This is a genomic window from Pseudomonas sp. E6002, from assembly GCF_013385565.1.
Lineage (GTDB): Bacteria > Pseudomonadota > Gammaproteobacteria > Pseudomonadales > Pseudomonadaceae > Aquipseudomonas.
In genome coordinates this window covers 26340-45317 of sequence record NZ_JACAPT010000022.1, presented here as the reverse complement: position 1 = coordinate 45317, position 18978 = coordinate 26340, and the positions used below count along the sequence as shown (strand labels likewise).

Here is an 18978-nt window from a genome sequence, read left to right as displayed (position 1 = left end):
GCCGCTCTTGACTACACTCCCAAGCAACACAGGAGAGTAAGCGCTCGGCAGTGTGCCGGCAAAGGAGTGCTCGATGTCTCTTCGACTTCGTTCCGGTCGCCAGGGCGGGCCTGCAAGGCAACGCGGTGCGATTGGCCTGATGGCGGCCCTGACCCTGGGGATGGCCTTGCTATTCCTGTTGCTGGTCATCGACAGCAGCCGCCTGTACGTGGAAAAGCGCAAGTTGCAGTCCGTGGCCGATACGGCAGCCCTGGAAGCTGCCAATCGTGGCGGGCAATGCGCATCGAGCACCACGGCCAACGATTACGCCACGCAGAACGCCACGCGCAATGGCTTCACGATAGTCGCCAACACCCGGGCACTGGTGGTCACCTGCGGCACGTTGGTGACCAATGCCAGCAATCAGCGGGTCTTCAGCGCCAACGCCAGCCAAAACGATGCGATCCAGGTGGTGGCCTCCGAGACCGTGGCGACCAGCGTTGCCGGCGGCATATGGAATATGGTCAACGGTACCGCGGTGGCCGCACAGACGACGGTGAGTGCAGTGGCGGTCGCCGCATTGGGGCCACCGCTGGCGTCATTGACCATTCGCAGCACGGCGTTGGTGGTGGATACGAATAACGCGCCCCTGCTTAACGCGCTGACCGGCGGATTGTTGGGCGGCGCCGTGAACCTCTCGGTGGCGGGCTGGAACGGCCTGATCAACACCAACATTTCTTTGCTGAGTTACCTGAACCAACTGAAGCTCGACCTGGGGCTGACGGCCGGTGGTTATACACAGGTACTGGGCAACACCATCGCGGTTGGCCAACTGATTCAGTCGGCAATCAATGTGCTGGACCCCACGCATACATTGTCGGCCACCGCGACCATTGCCAGCCTGCAGGCCCTTAAAGTCGCAGCGGGGGCGACCACGGTGGTGCTGGGCAATGTGCTGTCGGTGGAGAGTGGTGCCAGCGTCGCCGCCCTGGCGGTCAACATGCGGGTGTTCGACCTGATTCAGGGGTTCGTGCAATTGGCCAACAAGCAAAACGGCCTGGTGGCCAGTTTTCCCATCAACTTGCCGGGGGTGGCGCAAATCACCGCCAGCGTCCAGGTGTTGCAGCCGCCACAACTATCGGCCATCGGTAACCCGGCGCTTGCCACGGCGCCCGGGCAGAATCCTATGACCGGCCCAAACCGGATTTACGTCCAGACGGCTCAGTTACGCACGAAGCTGTCGGTTAACCTGCCGATACTCAACACCGTCTCCACGCTGACGAACGCGGTGAACGGGTTGGCGAGCCCGTTGCTGGGCACCCTGGATGCGCTGCTCAGCCTGAACCTGGTCGGGGTGATCAATTCGTTGACCTGCGCGGTCTCGTGTACGTCGCCGGTGTTGCAAGTGCTGCCGCCGCCGGTGGGTATCGATATCGAGCTGGATGCGGCGAGTGCCGCCAGTTGGGTCACCGGTTACAGCTGCGCCAGCCCGACCAGTAAAACCCTGACCACGGCCACCAACACATCACTGGTCAATCTGCGGATGGGCCAGATTGCCAGCAGCAGCGTTTTCGGCACTGGCCCTACACCCCCTACGGTGGTGGTGACGCCGCTGAAGATCGTCGATATCGGTACGAAGACCTGCACGTTAATTGTGTTCTGCAATCCGGTGGTCACGGGCGTAGGCGGTGGTTTGGGATTGTCGGCCAATATTCAGGTAGGCGGTGCTTACAACATTCCCTACACCTACCAATCGCCGAATTTGCCGGAGATTTCCCAGCCGCCGTATTACTCCAGCTACAGCACGACCAATATCGTCAGCGGCCTGACCGATCCGGTGAACGGCGTGACGGCCGGGCTTAACCTGAATATGTACGGGCCTACCCCCGGCAACGCGAACGTGCTGGGCAACCTGATCGGTGGGCTAGGATCCGTGTTGAGTGGTGTGACCACGCTGCTGCTCAACGTGCTGAATGCCACGCTGATACCCTTGATCAATTCGTTGGTGAATACCCTGTTGCTGGGGCTGGGAGTCGACCTTAACCAGGTCGGCGTGGGCGCCAACCTCAGTTGCCACTCGGGTAATGCGTACCTGGTGATCTAAACCTCGCTCACCACCGGCAACTCCACACAAAACTTCGCCCCATGTTCACTGTTGGCGACGCTCAAGCGGCCGCCCATGTTCTCGACAATGCCGTAGCTCACTGATAACCCCAGGCCGGTGCCCACGCCAATTGGCTTGGTGGTGAAGAACGGTTCGAAAATCCGCTCCAGCAGCCGCGGGTCAATCCCGCCGCCGTTGTCCTCGACCCAGATGCGCACGTGACGGCTGTCGTGTTCGATCTGCACCGAGATCCACGGTTGCAGGTCGCGGTCGTGCTCGCGTTTGCTCAGCAGGGCATCGCGGGCGTTGACCATCAGGTTGATCAGCACCTGCTCCAGCTGGTCGACGTAGCCTTTGACCTGCACCGCAATGTCCGTCTGCGTCACCCGCAGTTCTATGCCTTTGCCACGCAGGCCTTCCGTGAGCAGCGACAAGGTGCCTTCCACCGCCTGCGCCGGGTTGAAGGGCTGTTGTTCGACTTCAGAGCGGCGGCCGAACACCCGCATGTGGTCTACCACGCGGGCTGCGCGCTGGACCTGGGAGTCGATACGCTGGAGTTTTTCCGTCAGGTAGTCGATTTGTGCATCACCGTTGCTCAAGCGCTTGAGCACGTTGACGATGGCCATGCGCATCACATTCAACGGCTGGTTGATCTCATGGGCCAGGCCGGTGGCCATTTCGCCGAGGGTGGCCATTTTGGCGCTTTGGGTCAGTTGCTGCTGGGAGCGGCGCACTTCGGTGTTGTCGCGGCCCACGGCCTGCACTTCCTGCAACTGGCCCTGTTCGTCGAACACGCCCCGGTCCGACCACACCCACCAGGCATGTGTGCGCCCCGGCAGTTGCAGGCTGATTTCGGCGGTGCTCACCGGGAATTCCGGGGTGAGCTGGCGGATGCGCAGTACAAACGCCTCGTGTTGTTCGTCCGACAACCATTGGCGGAGGTTCATGCCCGGCAGCTGTCCAGGCAGGCATTCCATGTAGTTGGCCAGGGGCGTGTTGCCGAAGGTCAGGGTCAGGTCCGGAAGGTAGCGGCAGATCATGGCCGGGGAGTCTTCCACGAGGATTCGATAGCGCTCCTCGCTTTCCTTGATCCGTTGCGCCGCCAGGGTCGTCTCGGTCACATCCAGCCACAGGCCCACGGCTTCCACGGGCAACCCGAGGTCGTCGCGCAGCAGCCGGGCTTCATCCAGCAGCCAGTGGTAATTGCCCTGTGTGTCGAGCACCCGGTAGCGACTGCGCACGCTGCCTTCGCGCAGCAGTTGGCGGGTACGGTCGAAGTAGAGGTCGCGGTCTTCGGGGTGGATCCACTGGTTCAGCGTCGCCGGGGTGAAATCGGCCAGGGTGCGGCCAAGCAGCGGCAGCAAACTGTCGCTGAAGAACACCGGTTGCAGCGTGCCCTCGACGTAGCGCTGCACATAGATCACAGCCGGGGAACTGGCGATCAGGTTATCCAGGCGTGCGTGGGCGGCGGCGGCCTGTTGCTCCTGGTTTTTTATGTCGCTGATGTCGAGCATGAAGCCCACCAGGCGGCGATGCTCACCCGAGCCCAACGCTTGCCCCTGCACGCGATACCAGATGGGGTTAAGCGCCGCGTCGGCACGTTGCAGGCGCACACTGGTGGACAGCGGTTTGCCCAGGGTCTTCAGGTCTTGCAGGCGGCTGGCGAGTTCTTCCCGGTCGGCAGGGTGAATCAGCTTGAGCCACATGGGTAGCGACAGCTGTGTGATCGCCTCGCCTTGGCTCAGGGTGTGCAGCAGCGGTGGGGCGAGTTCGAGGTCTTCAGTGTGTGGGGACAGCTCCCACCAGCCGGTGCCGAGCAATCCTTGCAGCGCGTCGAGGCGTTCCAGTTGCTGTTGATGGCGCAGTTCGCGCAGGCGGCCGAGCAGCGGTGCCGCGAGGGCGGCGGTCAGTTGCAACCAGTCACGGTCGCTGGTGTGTTCCTGGCGGTGATACACCCCGCACAGCAGCCATGCGCCCACGCCCAGTCCGTCGCGGTAGGGCACCAGAAAACCATCGGTATTGCCAAACAGGCCTTGCAGGCGTGGGTGTTCGCTGTGGCCACGGTTTACCTCCAGGCTCACTGGCGCCGTGCCGCCCAGGCTGTCGAGGCTGGAGCCCAGGGCTTGGCCGTTGCTCCAGAGTACCGGCGCATCGTGGGCGGTGTAACAGCCCTCGATGCACCACGCCTGGCCCTGCTCATCCAGCAAGGCGATGGCGACGCAGGGGATGTGCCAGTGCTGGGAAATAGCCTGCAGAGTGTCTTGCAGTACTTCGGGCAGGCGCACCAGGCTGCAGACCCGCAGTTGCTCGCTGATCTGGTCGCTCACCCGTTGATTGTGTTCGCGCACCTGGGTGAGTTGGCGATGGGCAATCAGGTCGCCAATGTCCAGCAATTGCAGGAGCCAGCCCTTGCCTTCGGGTTGGACCCAGCCACGGGTATGCAGGGTTTGCCCGGCGAGCCCCTTGAGCTCCAGGTCCAGGCTTTGCCCCTGCCAGTCGCTGGGCGTGCCCTCGATCACCAGGCGGCTCGCCGCAGTGAGGTAGTCGAGCAGCGAGGGTGCCTGTTGCTGTTGCGCAGCGGGGTGTTCGAGTCGATGGCGAAGCGGGCCATGGACATCCATTACGCGGCCCTGGGCGTCCAGGTAGAACAACAACGCGGCGGTTGCCGGGATCGCTGCCGGTGCGTCAGCAGGCAGCTGGTTGCCGCGTCCGAGCAGGCGGCCGAAGAGTTTATCGCCTGAGGTCAAAACTGCATGCTCGACTGGGCGGACAGCATGGGAGGCAGGGCGGGGACGGTACCGATGCCTGGCAGTACCAGGAACGGCAGCACACTTTGGAGGCTGGACGTCGGGTAGTTGATGTACACCGTCAACACGCCTGACGAGTTGTAGACGGCCGTCACGTACCCGGGAAGGAATTTGAACTGGGAGGGGATCCACGCCAGTTGTGCCTGCGCCGCACTGACGGCCTGCAGCGGCAGTGCCGTGACGTAGCCAGGCGTGGCGGGGTCCAGCGCGACGCTACGTCTTACGCCTTCGGCGGCGGCCTGGGTAAAGGACTGCATCAGCAATAACGGCAAGCTGTAGCTGACCAGGCCATAAAAAATGGCAAAAAAAATCATGAAGACCATCGCGAACTCCAGCGCGGCGGCACCTTTTTGCTTTTTAGCGAGGCCTTTTTTCATGACTCGTCTACCCTGACTACTACTACCTGATATCAGCATAGAATCATTCAGCAAAAAGGGATTTTTTTTACGTGATTCAAAGCCTCGTCCTGGTCGTTTGGCTCGCGCTGTGCGCTGTGCAAGATATCCGTCTACGTCAGGTCTCCAACCGTTTGACCCTCGGCGCAGCCTTGCTGGCGTTGGGTTACCTGTTCTGGAGCGGTACGACCTGGCTCGGTGCACCGGCTGTCGAGGGCGGTGTGGCCTTTGTCCTGGCGTTGTTGTTCACCCTGCCGGGGTACGCGCTGGGCCGCCTGGGCGCCGGTGACGTGAAGCTGATCGCGGCATTGGGGCTGGCAACCGACTACCTCTACGTACTGGGCACTTTTATCGGCGCCGGCCTCGCGAGCGCAGCCTGGCTGTTGCTGGCGCCCAGGGTGTGGCCGCTGATGAATCAAGGGCTTAGGAATACCTTGCAGTACCTTGATCCGGCACATTCGGCCAGGCAGCCGTTCGTGCCGTTTTTACTGATCGGTTTTTGCCTGTCCTGGTTTTGGATCCCATTAGTCGCCACGTAGGGTATCGCTATGTACATAGTAGGAAAGTACGTCTACGTTTATGGGTAAGTTGCATAGGAAAAATGGTCGGAATGGATACATCGGTCCTTTTGCTTGCCAGGCATGGAGTAGCGCGTGAACAAGCTTACCTCTCAAGTGAAAGTGCTCGTGGTGGACGATCAGCCTTTGATCGTGGAAGAGCTTTGCGAATTTCTTGAAAGCAACGGTTACCGTTGCGTCCCTTGCGCATCCAGCCAGGAAGCCATCGAGCGTTTTCGCGACGATGCCGAGATCGGCCTGGTGCTGTGCGATCTGCATATGCCCGAGATGGATGGCATCGAACTGGTCCAGGCCCTGCAACACCTGGCCGGCAAGCAACGGGTCTTTGAGGCCATCATGCTGACCGGGCGTGCAGACAAGCAGGACGTGATCAAGGCCTTGCGCGCCGGGATTGCCGATTACTACCAGAAGCCGATCAATTTGGGCGAGCTGCTCGAAGGGTTGCAACGCCAGGTGGTCGCGCTGCAGGACCGACAGAAAGATCTCGACCTGGGGCACCTGAACCAGAAGCTGCAGTTTCTCTCGGCGTCCATCGATGACCTTTATCATGACCTCGACAAGGTGCGCAGCAGTCCGCAATCCGGCCTGTCGACTGAAGCCGAGGGTGAAGTCAGCGACACTGACCGGGTTGAAATACCGGCGATCTTCAATCAGTTGTCGCCCCGCCAACTGGATGTCGCAAGGCTGGTAGGCAAGGGCCAGACCAACTACCAGATTGCCTGTGAGCTGGGCATCACTGAAAACACCGTGAAACTCTACGTGTCCCAAGTGCTGCGCCTGACCCATATGCACAACCGAACCCAGTTGGCGCTGGCGTTATCGCCGAACAATTCTGCGGCGCGCCAGCGCGTCACTGCGCATTAGTTGTTGCTGCCTGGGGTGTTGCCGCCCAGTTTCTGGTCGTAGTACTCAGGAATAGGGTGTTTGTAACTGTCCAGCAGGCGTTGCATGGCCTGGTCGCGTTCAGCGGGCGTGGCCTTCTGCCGGATGGGAGATGCGCGTTCGCCACTGACCTGCAGTTGCAGCCAGCCTTCGGTCTGTTTTTGCTGTGGCGAAGAAGGCCCCGGCTCAATAGCCAGCACCGTCAGCGGCAGGCTGGCGAACAGCAGCGTGGCGAGCAGTGTGAATTTCATCGTGTGTACTCCCTTCAGAGACCTATTTGACCGGCGCTTGCAGCACGTCGCCTACGGTTGCGACCTGATCTTTTGGCGCTGTCGTCGGTGAGACGGGCGCCTTGAGTTGCTGCGCCCGGGCCTGGGCTTGCGTCACTTGTTCCGGGCTCAGGCCCATGCGGCTGGCCACTTGTGCGGCTTGTTCCCAGTTGTCCTGGTAGATCATCAGCGTCACCAGATTGATCGCCGCCAGTTGATCGCTCTGCTTGAGCTCCATGGCCGTCAAGAATTCGAAGCGTGCATCTTCCACGCGCCGTTGATTGAGGTACACCACGCCCAGGTCGTTGCGGATTTTCTCGTCGGTGGGCGACATCCTGGCCGCGCGTTGCAAGTGCGCCATGGCCTGGCCGTTGTCTCCCCTGGCCGCTGCCAGCTGGCCGAGCCCGTGCTCGCCTTCGGCAGCCATGCAGGTGCCGAGCAGGCTGCGGTACAACGGTTCGGCTTCGCTGCGGCCCAGCAGGCGGTACACCTTGGCCTGGCGCTGGCGCACCTGGGGCAGGTTGTCCGGCAGGTTTTGCAGGTTGGCCAGGCTGGCGTGCAGCTTGCCCTCGTTGGCCATGTCGTCGGCCAGGTTCAGCGATAACTCCTGATTGGAGTTGGGCTTGGCACAACTGCCCTGCGCGCTGAAACCCGCCCACGGCAGTTGCCCGTTACTGGCGCAACCACTTAACAACAACAGGCTGCAGGCGACCATCAATGTCTTCATTGCATGTCCTCTCAAGGCACGAAGGCTTTGGCGATGGCGATAAAGCCAGGGCCGGCCAATACGATCAGTAATGCGGGAAACAGGAACAGCATCATCACCACGGACATTTTGGCGGACATCTTGGAAATGTATTCCTGCAGGCGGGTCAGGCGCCGGTCATCCAGCAACTGCTTGAGCGATTGCAGCGACTTCATCGCCCCGCCGCCCTGATGCAGAAGCTGCTGGAGGATCAGGCACGTGTCGCTGAGTTCATCGACGTCCAGCATCTGGCTGGCCTTGTTCAATTCCTCCCCCAACTCCAGCCCGGAATCGACGCGTGCCAGCACCAGGCGCAGTTCGGCGGTCAGTACCGGCAGCAACTTTTGCGCGTCGTAGGCCATGACCCGCAGCGCCTGCTCCACGGCCATGCCTGACTCAAACAGAATGCGCACCAGGGGGATGAAGGTCGCTACTTCCCGGGAGATTTTCCCCTGGCGCCTTTTGGCGAGTGCCACCAGTATTCGCTTGGGCAGCAGGTAGCCGATGATCAGGCCCAGCAGGGAGATCACAAACTCATGCTCGGTGCCGGGAAAGAACAGCTCCAGTGTCATCGCGGTCAGCCCCAGCAAAACTATCGGTGAACCGATCTGGCAAGCGGCGAACATCGAGCGTTGGCTGGTTTTTCTCCAGCCCATGCGGTTGAGCAGGATTTGGGTTTCGTTATCGAGGCTGATGGTGCGCTGGCCGATCCGGGTGCTGCCCAACTGGTGCAACCACTCACTCATTTTGTCATTGCGGCTTGGCTCGCCCTGCAGCCGCTGGGCGACCACGCGTTGTTGACGACGACTGCTCAGGATATTCGCCAGCAGCAGTGATAACGCGACAAGAAACAATACGGCACTGATCAGTATCGCCATCTCAGATACTCCGCAACATGCGCCACAGCGCCACGCATCCGATGACTTGCAAGGCGAACGCACCGAGCATCAGGCGTTGGCCGCTGTGGTCATCCCACATGGCCATCAGGTACGTCGGATTAACGAGCAGGAAGTAGCCCGCGACACTCACCGGCAGTACCGCCAGCACCAGCGCGGTCACCCGGGTTTCACCGGTCATGGCGCGTAATTGCCGTGCGCCCTGGTCGCGCTCGCGGATCATCTTGATCAGGTTTTCCAGCAGCTCACTGGCGTTGCCGCCGTAGCGGTGGTTGACCTTGAGGCCCAGGGCAAACAGGCGCAATTCATCCTGTTCATAAAACTCGGCATAGTCATGAGCGGCCTCCGGCAGGCTGACACCCAATTGCACATTGCGCTTGATACGGCCCATGGACTTTTTCAACGGGTCGTCACTGGCATCGATTCCGCTCAGGATGGCGTCCGCCAGGGTGCGCCCGGATTTCAGGCTGCGTACGGCGTGATCGAGCAATTGCGGGAGTTGTTCGATCATCCGGCGCAGCCGCCGCTGGTAGCGTACGGCGATGTACAGGCGCAGTGCCAAGGGCGGTGCCGCCACCATCACAAACAAGCCTATCCACTGGCCCACGAGCCCCCCCAGCAGGGCGCCAAAGGCCCACAGGGTCAGCCACAGGCCGAGGCGCTCGGTTGGCCGGCCGAGGCCTGCACGGATAAACGTGCGTTCCAGGCTGGTGGTCACCGCGTTGTCTTTCATGGCCTGGGGTTGCCCTTCGGCCAGGCGTTCCAATACCCGGTCGGTCTGGGCCTTGCGCAAACCGTTGCGCATCAGGCCTATCCCCAGCACCAGAAGGGCTACGGCGAGCAGGGCGAGCAGAATCGGACCGATCATCGGGTTGCCTCCTACACCGGCAGGTGACCTTCGTGACGCAACTTGTCACCGGCCGGGTTGACCGCTTCGCGCAGGAAGCCAAAGCCGGTGCGCTTGTCGTGGCGAAACAGGGTGTTGGTGACGTACACGTCTTCGCGGATGCCCACCACTTCCACCACTTCGCTGACACAGCGGCGGCCATCGGGCAGGCGCGTCAGCTGGATCACCACATCCAGCGCCGCGCAGATCATTTGCCGCAGGGTTTTTTCCGCGACGACCCGGCCGGTCAGGCCCACCAGGGTTTCCAGGCGCAGCAAGGCGTCCTGGGCGTTGTTGGCGTGCACGGTACTCATCGAGCCGTCGTGGCCGGTGTTCATGGCGGTCAACACATCGATGACCTCCACGCCCCGGATCTCGCCGAGGATGATCCGGTCGGGGCGCATCCGCAGGGCGTTGCGGATCAAGTCACTGGCCTTCACTTCCCCATGCCCCTCGGCATTGGGCGGGCGGGTTTCCAGGCGCACAACGTGGGGATGGCCCAGTTGCAACTCGGCCACGTCTTCGATGGTGACCAGGCGCTCGCGGGGGTTGATCAACTGGCTGAGAATGTTCAGCAGTGTGGTTTTACCGGTGCCGGTACCGCCGCTGATCAGGATGTTGCAGCGCTTGCCGACGGCTTCCTTGAAAAAATCGAAAATGGCCTGGTCGATGGTTTGCATGGCCACCAGGTCGCTGCTTTTAAGCATGTCCTTGCGAAACTTTCGAATCGACAGGCACGGCCCGTCCAGGGCAATCGGCGGAATGATCGCATTGACCCGGCTGCCATCGGGCAGGCGCGCATCGACCATCGGCGACGACTCATCCAGCCGGCGTCCCAGGGGTGCGAGGATGCGCTGCATGACCCGCTCGACATGGTGGTCGTCAATGAAGCGCAAGTCACTTTGTTGCAGCAGGCCATCGCGTTCGACGAATACCCGGTGCGGGCCGTTGACCAGGATCTCGGTGACGGTCGGGTCGCGCAGCAGCACTTCCAGCGGGCCGAAACCGGTCAGCTCATCGACGATCTCTTCGGCCAGGCGCTCCATCTCATAGCGGGAAATCGCCAGGTGCATACGTGTGATGTATTCGGCCACCTTGTCGATCACAAACTGCGCCAGGGACTGGCGTGTGCCTTCCAGCAGATTTTTTCCCGAATCCTCGATGGCATCAATGATGTAGCGATGCAGCACCAGCTTCAGGCCGTCGTGATCGGTGTTGCCGACGTTGCCGCGCGGGGCGACGCCAAACAGCTTCTCGCCGTTCATTTGGTCCTCAGAAGGCGGTTGAGCCAATTGGTGGAGGGTTTTTCCAGGCCCTCGGAGCGTTTTGCCAGGCGCTCACCCAAGCCGCGCAACGTCTGTGTCAGGGCTTCCCGTGGGGCCAGGGAGAACAGGGTCTGGGCCTGGTTCTTGGCACTCAGGCGCACTTCCGGGCTCCAGGGCAGGACGGCGATTACCTCCAGCCCGAAGCTATTGCCCAGTGCCTCCGAGTCCGGGGCGGCCCCCTTTAGGTAGCGGTCTACCAGCAGGCGGGCATGGTCGAGTTTCATGCCTTTTTCCCGCCACAGGTTGAGTACGGCCAGGTTGCGGCGGCAGTCCGGCACGCTTTGGTCGGTGCACCACAGCAGTTTGTCGCAATGGCTGACAAAGGTGCGCAAGGCTTCGCTGTCGGGTTGGCCGGTCAGGTTCACCACGATGTGCTGGAAGTGCTGGCGCAGGGCGCTGAGCAACATGTACAGCTCGGCCGCGCTGGTCCGTTCCAGGGGCTCGTCGTTGTTGTGGTAGGCGAGGATGCGCAGACCGGCTTCGGCGGTGGTGAAGGCGCTGTTGATCAGGGTTGAGTCCAGGCGCCGCAAGTGACGCAGGGCGTCGCCGAAATGAAAAGAACTCTCCAGCCCCAGCAGTGCGAGGCTGTCAGCGAGTGGCAGGCCCAGGTCGAGCAACAGCGTTTGCTGCCCGCTTTTTTGCACCACCAGCGCCAGGTGGCTGGCGATCAGCGCGCCGTCGGCATTGCCTTGGGTGCCGTAGAGCACGGTCAGCCCGCCCAAATGGGTATTCGGGGTGACCGCCGGCAAGCGTTTGCTCAGGCGCCGAACCAGGCCGGCAACCTCACTGGAGCGCGAGCCGTAGGCCACGAAATCCCGTGCGCCGGCGCGCATCGCGTTCAGTACAAGCTGGTTGTCCATGCCATCGCCCAAGGCCACGATGGCAAGCATCGGCTTGGCTTCCAGGGCACCTTCGATCAGGGCGCACTGGGTGGTGACGTGTTCCCGGTCCAGGCCGATGAACACCAGGTTGGCGAACGTCACGTCTACCAGTGCCAACAGTTCGTCGAGGCTGCCGGCACCGGCGCTGACCACTTGCCCCAGGGGCGCGAGCGCGCCCTGAAGCCATTCCAGATCCGTGGTGTTGCGGGTAATTGCCAAAAAGGTCTGGCTCAGGCTCTCACTCATTCGGACAGTCCACTGCGGCGGTCGAAATTGCCGTTTTCGAGGAAATACAGGCGGTACCAGTTAGGGTCGTAATTGCGCAGCTTTTCCCCTGGCAACGAGGGCAACTGGGCGTTGGCGGCCAGCGGCTGTACCAGGTGCGGGGTGACGATCATCAGCAGCTCTTTTTCCTGGCGGTTGATGCTGGAGTCGCGAAAGAACGCACCCAGGATCGGGATGTCACCCAGGCCCGGGAATTTGCTGACGCTGGAGGTGTTGTTGGTGCTGATCAGGCCGCTGATCACGAAGCTTTCGCCGTCGGCCAGGGAGATGCTGGTGTCGGTGCGCCGGATGGTCAGCGCCGGCACGGAGATGCCCTGGATGTTGACCGCGTTGGTGTAGTCCAGCTCACTGACCTCTGGCGCGACCTTCAGGGAAATCCGCCCATGGTCGATGACGGTCGGGGTCAGGGTCAGGCGAATACCGAACTCTTTGTATTCGATGGAGATGGTGTTGCTGCCGCTGCTGGGCACCGGGATCGGTACTTCACCACCGGCGAGGAAGGTCGCACTTTGGCCACTGAGCGCCACCAGGCTCGGCCGGGCCAGGGTGTAGGCAAAGCCGCTGCTTTCCAGGGCGTTGATCATGGCCGAGACACGGCCGCCGCCAAAGCCGATGTTGAAGGTGTCGTTGTTCACCGGGAGCCCACGGAATCCTGTGGCCGCGGCGTTGGCAACATTGTTCGGGGCGCCGAACAGAAAGTTGCCACCCCGGCCAAATATCGAGGTACTGGCCTCCTTGAGTTTGGTGCGGCTCACTTCCACAAAGCGGATGTCGGTTTGCACCTGGCTGGGCAGGGTCGGGTCATCGGACGGCGACAGGGCCAGGCTGGTCAGGGCCGACGTGGCCTTGCCCTTGACGAACACCATGCTTTGGCGCGGGCTGCTGGAGCAGGCCGTCCAGACCATCAGGCTGGTGGTGCCCGAGGCGATGCCGGTGAGCAGGAACGCCTGGTTGCCGTTGACCTGCACATCGGCCACTTTCGGATCGCCAATGGCCAGCCGCGTAATCGGCACCGGCGACTGGATAGCCTGTTGAGCGCCTTCACCCACCTCCAGCACTGCCGGCAGCTGGCCCAGGCCCGTGCAGTTGCCGGGTGCTGCCAGTGCAACGCCGACAGGCAGGCTCAGGGTGAGAAGTGCCCAGAAAATTCGCGAAAAAGACCACACGAAACTACTGCTCATTCAAAGGCATCCTTAGCTCTTTCAGGGCGTTTGTTGGGTAACCTGATTGCCACGTATTACTTCGACGCCTGAACGCCTTGGCGCACCATTGCCGGCGGGACTCAGGCCGTTGACGGGCGCTGTGCTGAAGGCCAGCTGGTTGAACTGGTAGAGCTCGCGCCGGGTGTTTTCCAGGTGGGTCGCGGACTCCGTTTCACCGGCCCAGTATTGGCTCAGCAGTTGTTCGTCGGCACTGCGCACAGCCAGGCGCAATACGCCGGACTGGGCTGCGAGCATCAGCCGGCTCAGGAGCTCCTCCGGTACCGCGAGGAGTACCGTGCGCGCGCTGGCGCGACTCTGCTGCGCCTTGAGTTTTTCGTCCGGGGTGGTCGGTGGCACGGAGCCGGGCGTGCCGTCGTTGGTCAGCCCCAGTTGATCGCCGACGCCCAGCAGGCGCAAGGCGGGCACCACGATTTGTGCGGACTGCTGCGGGTTGCTGGCTTCCTGGCGCAGGAAGAGCAGGACGTCCACATAGTCCCCCGGGGAGAGTTGCCCGCTGGCGCCGATCACTTCATCCACGGCGACGGCAAGCGCGCGTTCGTTAGGGCGGATCATTCGCGCCACGGTGCCGCCGGAGTTGAAGCTCTCCTCGGTCAGCCAGGTCCCGGCCGACAGCGGCCGCCACGGGATCTTGCCCACGGCCTGGTCGAGGCTGGTGAGGCTGCCGGCGGGAACCGTGCGCAGTTTTTCCAGGGTCAGGTCGGCGGCGGTGAGCGCAACAAAAGGTGCAACGTCATGGGCCAGCACCACCACGGGTTGGCGTGTCTGGTCTTCGGCGACGGGTTGCACGACTTCAGGCGTTTGGGGCACGGGCGGTGCGACAGGGGCAGGGCGGCTGAGTACCAGGCCCCAGTAGCCTGCAATCAGTGCACCTACCAACAGCAGCCCGGCGAGGATCAAGCTAATCCGACTGTTCATGAAGGCTCTCCCTTTCCTGCTGCATCCACTGCTGTTCCCACTAATGCTTGCGTATCCGGATCGCTTCAAGCTTCTAACTATTTCGCTATTTGAAGGTAGTTCAGCTAAGACAAAACGCCATTACCGGGCGAAAAATATCTCCAGAAACCTCTGCGAAAGTGGGATTTTTGGCGTCAGCCGGCCGACTAATACTTTGTGATTAATCAGTTCTTACAGTTGTTGGTCTGGGGTTTGTTGACAATGCTCTAGTGGCACACCGAAATCATTTTTGTGATGCCGCGATACCAGCGCCGTGGGCGCAAAGGAGAAGTCATTATGTTCCTTGATCTTATTCGCATGGGTTTCATCAAAGTCCAGATTTTTTTCTATTCCAAAGAGGGCGCATCGGGTATCGAATACGCACTGGTTGCGGCGATGGTCGCTGTGGCGCTGGCTGCTTTTATTACACCTATCCGGACGGCCATAACCGGCGTCTTCAACTCGATACAAGGCGCCATTCATACCTGACCCAGGTACTCGCGCAAACACGTGCAGGTTCCGCCGAATGACCTATTGCGTATCAGGCATTTCAACATGAACTCCTCTTCGGCTCCCCGGCAACAAATCCTTTTGGTGGATGACGAAGAGGACGCCCTTATTGAACTGGCCGAGTCGCTGGAGAATGAAGGCTTTGTCTGTTTTACCGCGACCTCGGTCACCTTTGCCTTGCAGGAGCTGACCCTGCACCCCGATATCGCACTGGTGATTACCGACCTGCGCATGCCCGAGGAAAGTGGTATTTCCTTGATCAAGCGTCTGCGCGAACACACCGCTCGCCAGCACTTGCCGGTGATCGTCATGTCCGGCCACGCCGAGATGGATGATGTCAGTGACATGCTGCGCCTGCAGGTACTGGACCTGTTTCGCAAGCCGATCTATCTGGTGCGCTTGATCGACACCCTCAACAACCTCTTCCCCATCCCCAAGATCAGATTGATGTAGGAGCGAGCTTGTGTGGGAGCGGGCTTGCTCGCGAAAAACGTCAACGATAACGCGGGCAGTCTGGTTCCCCGCGTTGTCTGGACGTTCTTCGCGAGCAAGCTCGCTCCCACAGGGTTCAGAGTTGGTAGCTGAAACTCAGCGTATACCGCGGTCGCCGATTGAAGCTGTCCAGGGCGATATCCGACATTGGCTTGGCCGCTTCCAGCGCGATGTTGTAGTACTTGTTATCCCCGAAGCGCAGGCCCACCGCCGCTGACGACATGTTGTTGCCCTTGACCGGCAGTTCGTTGAACCAGGTCTTGGCCTTGTCGAGCACCACGTACGGCTGCAGGATTTTTACCCACTCACCGCTGCGGTTGAAGCTGTAGTTGACCTCATACGCCACGCCCCAGCCCTTGTCGCCCGAGCCCTGGTCATCCGGGTAACCACGCCCGAAACTCTGCCCGCCGAACGTCGCGCGTTCGCTGTCGGGCAGGGTGTCGTTGCTCCAGTAGAAGGCACCCGATGCCACGCCTTGCCAGTGGTCGAAGAACTTGTTGCTTTGTACCCCCGACAGACGCAGGCGGAAGAATTCCAGGTCCGGCTGCGTGCCTTCGATATCGCTGTGGGTACGTGCACCCAGGCCGTTGATTCCCTGGTAGAGCCCGGCGCTGAGAATCCGCAGTTGGCGGTCGTCGGACTTGCGCCAGTCGCCCTCGAACGCGAGGGCTCGCAGGTCGGTTTCCACGTCGAAGCGCAGCGGGTAGCCCACGAGTTGATAGCGGGTAGTTTGGTCCACGGCGTAAAGGCGCGTGCCGAGGGTCAATGACTCGGTGGGGGAGGCGATCAAGGGGTGGGACAGGCCGATGGAGTAGCGGTCAATCGCCTGGTGCGGCTTGAGTTCGAAGCCACCGTCCAGTTGCACATTGCTGTTGGGGTCGGCTCGATAACGTTCTGCGTTGAGCACCAACTGGCTGCCTTCGGCATTGATGAACTGGCTGTAGCCCAGGCGGTAGTAATGCTCGTCGTCCTTGCCTGGCGGGAACAGGCCGCTGAGGCTCAGTTGCTCGCCCATCGAGGTCTGGGAGTTACTGGTGGCAGCCAGCAGCGCCTGCGTGCCGCTACGGTTGTCTTCGTCCAGGCTCATGCTGGTGGTGAATGGCTTGCGGCTGGCCTGGATCTGCATGTGCGTGCCGCCATCGGTGGTGCCCGGTGGCGGTACTTGTGCCTGCAGTGTCACACCCGGGATACGCCCCATCAGCGTGGTGTAGCGCTCGAAGGTCTTGCGGGTCAGCGGGCGTTCACCCAGCAGCTTGGCCGCCAGCTTGTCGACGTAGGCCGAGACTGAACCGATGTCGCCCTTCAGGTTGTAATCCTTGATGTAACCCTCCACCAGCACCACATGCACCAGGCCGTTTTCGAAGCGCTGGTCGGGCAGGTAGGCGTAGGACAACAGGTAGCCGTCCTGCTGGTAGCGGCGGGTGATGCCGCGGGTGGCTTCGATCAGTTGGGCGAGGGTGGTTTCGTGGCCAATCAGCGGCTCGAAAACCTGGGCCACGTCCTTGAGTGGGTAGATCGTGCCGCCGTCGATTTGCAGCTTGCGGATGGTCACTTTGGTGTCCATCAACAATGGCTGGCCCTGGGTTGCCGCCGGCTCGGGCAGTTGGGTCTGTGGCGTGACCGGGCGATAGGCGTCGGCGGGGAGGTTGGGCACCGGCAGGTTGCGAATAGTGTCGTTGCTGTTGAGGAAACTGGGCAGTGTCTCGGCGTGGACACTGGCGGCAATCAGGGTGAGTAGAAACAAAGGCGTCAAGGCGCGCATAGGACACTCCATGGTCAAACTGCAGCAGCGTTTCGCGGATTCCCGCCGGGCTCTGGGGCGCGTTTCGGGAGGGCCTTTCACTGGCCAATAAAAAAGACGAGAGACTCATTGGAATCTCTCGTCTCAACCAAGCGTAGGCGCTGGAGGGGAGGCCGTCTAATGGCCAGGTGCAATTCTATTTTTTGCCGGTCAGCCCGCCGAGCAAGCCGCCCAGGCCACCACCGGTGTTTGCGTTTGCAGTGCCTCCGGCGGAGGCGCTGGCTCCCACGTTCAAGCCGCCGAGCAGGCCGCCACCGCTACTGCTGGTACCTCCGGTGACCAAGCCACCCACCGAGCCGACAGTATTACCCACTGCATTCAGGGTACCGCCTACGGCGTTGGTGATCGGGTTGGCATTGGCTGCCGTCAGGTTGGTGCCCAGACCGCTGACTGCGCCGCCGACTTGGGTCACCAGGCCGTTCACCGGTGCGCCGATACCCGTGCTGGTACCGATGTTTTGGGTCAGCCCGGCAACGCCCGTAGTCACTGGGTTCAGTGCGGCGCCGACATTGGTCGCCAGCCCCGCGACCGGAGCCGTGGCGCCGGTGTTGGCTACGCCGTTGCCGCCAATCAGGGTGCCGAGGGACGCGACGGTGTTGCCCACGGCACCCCCGGTTACGCCCGCAGCACTGACAGTGCCATTGGTGTTGCCGATGTTCAGGCCGTTGCCGACGTTGGCGACGAGGCCACCGACCAGCTCAGGCAGACCCGATTGCGGGGTCGTGGTTGCCGGATTGACGTAGCCACTCGATTTATCAAGGGTGGTGCCGACGCCAGTCAACACGCCACCGACGAGTGTCCCGACTGGGTTGCCTGCACCGCCGGCACTTGCCACCTGGCCACCCAGGCCGGTGACAGTGGCGCCCACTTTATCGATCAAGCCACCCACCGGATTGCCCAGGCCTGTCTTATTGCCCAGGTTACCCGTGGTGTTTTCCACCAGAGAGACGACGGGTACCAGTACGCTTTTACCCACCGTATTGGTCAAGCCGCCCAGTGGCCCGGTGGTGCTGGCCGTGCTCAAGGTGTCGCCAAGCATGGTCACGGTTTGGCCGACTTTATCGACCAGGCCACCTGCCGCGCCGCCTACACCGCCGGTCAAGCCTCCGACCACGGGAATGCCGCCCAACGTAGTGCCCAGGGACTTGCCGGTGTTGGACACGCCGGTACCCAGGTCGGCCACGCCATCGGCCACACCGGCAACGGTGGTGCCCAAGGCGTTGCTATTGGTGCCCAGGGTGCCCAGGCCGTTAGTCAGGCCGCTGCCGATGCTGTTGACGGCAGTGCCCGTTGCGGTGACTAACCCGCCAGCGGTAGTACCGACAATTGGCACAGTGGTCAGGGTCGTACCCAGGTCGCCCACCGCGGTGCCGACATTACCGACGACACCGCCTACAGCGCCCACTACCTGGCCGGTGACCAGAGGAGTGGTCGAACCTGTGCCACCGCCAGTGCCGCCGCCGGTGCCACCACCTGTGCCGCCGCCGGTGCCACCACCTGTGCCGCCGCCGGTGCCGCCGCCGGTGCCGCCACCAGTGCCACCGCCAGTACCTCCGCCGGTGCCGCCACCAGTGCCACCGCCAGTACCTCCGCCGGTTCCACCACCTGTGCCGCCACCAGTACCTCCATCTGTGCCGCCACCGGTGCCACCACCGGTGCCACCGCCAGTGCCGCCACCCGTTCCGCCGCCAGTACCACTGCCACTGCCAGCATCCGGAGATGACGCCGCGACGCTACTGTGATGACCACCACCACCGCTGCTGCAGCCTCCGAGGCTAACTGCCAGAATCAGGGCCAGCGCGGTACTTGCTTTCCACAACACGACTTGAGTTTTCATGATTGAGTTCCTTGCACCAGGTACAGCCTTTGCTGTTATCGAAGTTCGCTGTTTCTAAAGACAGCGATACATTCGTCCGTTGTGGCTATAACAGACCCGGGTGCGTTATCTCGCAATGCTCAACTTGGTATTAACGATTTATATACAGAT

17 protein-coding genes are annotated in these 18978 nt (G+C 61.8%); 5 read left to right on the top strand and 12 right to left on the bottom strand.

Annotation, left to right across the window (positions count from 1 at the left end; genetic code table 11):
• Nucleotides 1-73: 73 nt before the first annotated feature.
• Complete coding sequence (locus HX815_RS17285) at nt 74-2083, top strand: pilus assembly protein TadG-related protein (RefSeq protein ID WP_256347371.1); 2010 nt, start codon at nt 74-76, stop codon at nt 2081-2083.
• On the opposite strand, the gene HX815_RS17280 is transcribed toward HX815_RS17285, so the two are convergent.
• Nucleotides 2080-4830: a PAS domain-containing sensor histidine kinase gene (locus tag HX815_RS17280; RefSeq protein ID WP_177028626.1), complete on the bottom strand. Its 2751-nt coding sequence runs from the start codon at nt 4828-4830 to the stop codon at nt 2080-2082. The two genes, HX815_RS17285 and HX815_RS17280, sit on opposite strands and share 4 nt — an antisense overlap.
• A complete protein-coding gene (locus HX815_RS17275; RefSeq protein WP_003212919.1) occupies nt 4827-5267 on the bottom strand; it encodes a TadE/TadG family type IV pilus assembly protein in 441 nt (146 codons plus the stop codon). Before HX815_RS17275 ends, HX815_RS17280 begins: the two co-directional genes overlap by 4 nt.
• A 71-nt stretch (nt 5268-5338) precedes the next feature.
• Between HX815_RS17275 and HX815_RS17270 the strand changes: the two genes are divergently transcribed.
• Together HX815_RS17270 and HX815_RS17265 are read left to right on the top strand one after the other, a co-directional pair.
• Nucleotides 5339-5824: a prepilin peptidase gene (locus HX815_RS17270; protein WP_003212917.1), complete on the top strand. Its 486-nt coding sequence runs from the start codon at nt 5339-5341 to the stop codon at nt 5822-5824.
• 114 nt (nt 5825-5938) lie between these two features.
• Nucleotides 5939-6727, top strand: coding sequence for a response regulator transcription factor (locus HX815_RS17265; RefSeq protein ID WP_003212915.1), 789 nt, complete (start codon nt 5939-5941; stop codon nt 6725-6727).
• Here the strand turns inward: HX815_RS17265 and HX815_RS17260 are convergent.
• Genes HX815_RS17260 through cpaB form a run of 8 tightly spaced genes read right to left on the bottom strand, consistent with a single transcriptional unit; the run spans nt 6724 to nt 14170 of the window.
• Nucleotides 6724-6996: a DUF3613 domain-containing protein gene (locus tag HX815_RS17260; protein WP_008439006.1), complete on the bottom strand. Its 273-nt coding sequence runs from the start codon at nt 6994-6996 to the stop codon at nt 6724-6726. The two genes, HX815_RS17265 and HX815_RS17260, sit on opposite strands and share 4 nt — an antisense overlap.
• A gap of 22 nt (nt 6997-7018) precedes the next feature.
• A complete protein-coding gene (locus HX815_RS17255; RefSeq protein WP_032899853.1) occupies nt 7019-7741 on the bottom strand; it encodes a tetratricopeptide repeat protein in 723 nt (240 codons plus the stop codon).
• Between the two features lie 11 nt (nt 7742-7752).
• On the bottom strand, nt 7753-8637 hold the full coding sequence (locus HX815_RS17250) for a type II secretion system F family protein (RefSeq protein WP_177028625.1): 885 nt from the start codon (nt 8635-8637) through the stop codon (nt 7753-7755).
• 1 nt (nt 8638) lies between these two features.
• Nucleotides 8639-9523 (bottom strand): type II secretion system F family protein, encoded by an 885-nt coding sequence (locus HX815_RS17245; RefSeq protein WP_003212908.1) that lies wholly within the window; start codon nt 9521-9523, stop codon nt 8639-8641.
• 11 nt (nt 9524-9534) lie between these two features.
• Nucleotides 9535-10806, bottom strand: a complete 1272-nt coding sequence (locus tag HX815_RS17240) for a CpaF family protein (RefSeq protein ID WP_008438997.1) — start codon at nt 10804-10806, stop codon at nt 9535-9537.
• On the bottom strand, nt 10803-11993 hold the full coding sequence (locus HX815_RS17235) for a pilus assembly protein CpaE (RefSeq protein ID WP_008438996.1): 1191 nt from the start codon (nt 11991-11993) through the stop codon (nt 10803-10805). The genes HX815_RS17240 and HX815_RS17235 overlap by 4 nt, the downstream gene beginning before the upstream one ends.
• On the bottom strand, nt 11990-13213 hold the full coding sequence (locus HX815_RS17230) for a type II and III secretion system protein family protein (RefSeq protein WP_177028624.1): 1224 nt from the start codon (nt 13211-13213) through the stop codon (nt 11990-11992). Before HX815_RS17230 ends, HX815_RS17235 begins: the two co-directional genes overlap by 4 nt.
• 21 nt (nt 13214-13234) lie before the next feature.
• Nucleotides 13235-14170 carry a Flp pilus assembly protein CpaB gene (cpaB, locus tag HX815_RS17225; RefSeq protein WP_087693096.1) on the bottom strand — a complete coding sequence of 312 codons (936 nt, stop codon included), beginning with the start codon at nt 14168-14170 and terminating at the stop codon, nt 13235-13237.
• 315 nt (nt 14171-14485) lie between these two features.
• Between cpaB and HX815_RS17220 the strand changes: the two genes are divergently transcribed.
• Together HX815_RS17220 and HX815_RS17215 are read left to right on the top strand one after the other, a co-directional pair.
• The gene (locus tag HX815_RS17220; protein WP_177022460.1) at nt 14486-14677 is read left to right on the top strand and encodes a Flp family type IVb pilin; all 192 of its coding nucleotides are present in this window, start codon (nt 14486-14488) and stop codon (nt 14675-14677) included.
• Between the two features lie 66 nt (nt 14678-14743).
• Nucleotides 14744-15151 carry a response regulator gene (locus tag HX815_RS17215; protein ID WP_003212897.1) on the top strand — a complete coding sequence of 136 codons (408 nt, stop codon included), beginning with the start codon at nt 14744-14746 and terminating at the stop codon, nt 15149-15151.
• A gap of 115 nt (nt 15152-15266) precedes the next feature.
• On the opposite strand, the gene HX815_RS17210 is transcribed toward HX815_RS17215, so the two are convergent.
• Both HX815_RS17210 and HX815_RS17205 read right to left on the bottom strand, forming a co-directional pair.
• The gene (locus HX815_RS17210; RefSeq protein ID WP_177028623.1) at nt 15267-16952 is read right to left on the bottom strand and encodes a ShlB/FhaC/HecB family hemolysin secretion/activation protein; all 1686 of its coding nucleotides are present in this window, start codon (nt 16950-16952) and stop codon (nt 15267-15269) included.
• Nucleotides 16953-17127: 175 nt separating this feature from the next.
• A complete protein-coding gene (locus HX815_RS17205; protein ID WP_256351144.1) occupies nt 17128-18828 on the bottom strand; it encodes a collagen-like triple helix repeat-containing protein in 1701 nt (566 codons plus the stop codon).
• Nucleotides 18829-18978 lie beyond the last annotated feature (150 nt).

What these genes read in the sequence shown, in the direction of transcription:
- HX815_RS17285 (WP_256347371.1), top strand. Translation starts at nt 74, where the DNA reads ATGTCTCTTCGACTTCGTTCCGGTCGCCAGGGCGGGCCTGCAAGGCAA.
- HX815_RS17275 (WP_003212919.1), bottom strand. Translation starts at nt 5,267, where the DNA reads ATGAAAAAAGGCCTCGCTAAAAAGCAAAAAGGTGCCGCCGCGCTGGAG.
- HX815_RS17260 (WP_008439006.1), bottom strand. Translation starts at nt 6,996, where the DNA reads ATGAAATTCACACTGCTCGCCACGCTGCTGTTCGCCAGCCTGCCGCTG.
- HX815_RS17255 (WP_032899853.1), bottom strand. Translation starts at nt 7,741, where the DNA reads ATGAAGACATTGATGGTCGCCTGCAGCCTGTTGTTGTTAAGTGGTTGC.
- HX815_RS17250 (WP_177028625.1), bottom strand. Translation starts at nt 8,637, where the DNA reads ATGGCGATACTGATCAGTGCCGTATTGTTTCTTGTCGCGTTATCACTG.
- HX815_RS17245 (WP_003212908.1), bottom strand. Translation starts at nt 9,523, where the DNA reads ATGATCGGTCCGATTCTGCTCGCCCTGCTCGCCGTAGCCCTTCTGGTG.
- HX815_RS17240 (WP_008438997.1), bottom strand. Translation starts at nt 10,806, where the DNA reads ATGAACGGCGAGAAGCTGTTTGGCGTCGCCCCGCGCGGCAACGTCGGC.
- HX815_RS17235 (WP_008438996.1), bottom strand. Translation starts at nt 11,993, where the DNA reads ATGAGTGAGAGCCTGAGCCAGACCTTTTTGGCAATTACCCGCAACACC.
- HX815_RS17230 (WP_177028624.1), bottom strand. Translation starts at nt 13,213, where the DNA reads ATGAGCAGTAGTTTCGTGTGGTCTTTTTCGCGAATTTTCTGGGCACTT.
- cpaB (WP_087693096.1), bottom strand. Translation starts at nt 14,170, where the DNA reads ATGAACAGTCGGATTAGCTTGATCCTCGCCGGGCTGCTGTTGGTAGGT.
- HX815_RS17220 (WP_177022460.1), top strand. Translation starts at nt 14,486, where the DNA reads ATGTTCCTTGATCTTATTCGCATGGGTTTCATCAAAGTCCAGATTTTT.
- HX815_RS17215 (WP_003212897.1), top strand. Translation starts at nt 14,744, where the DNA reads ATGAACTCCTCTTCGGCTCCCCGGCAACAAATCCTTTTGGTGGATGAC.
- HX815_RS17210 (WP_177028623.1), bottom strand. Translation starts at nt 16,952, where the DNA reads ATGCGCGCCTTGACGCCTTTGTTTCTACTCACCCTGATTGCCGCCAGT.
- HX815_RS17205 (WP_256351144.1), bottom strand. Translation starts at nt 18,828, where the DNA reads ATGAAAACTCAAGTCGTGTTGTGGAAAGCAAGTACCGCGCTGGCCCTG.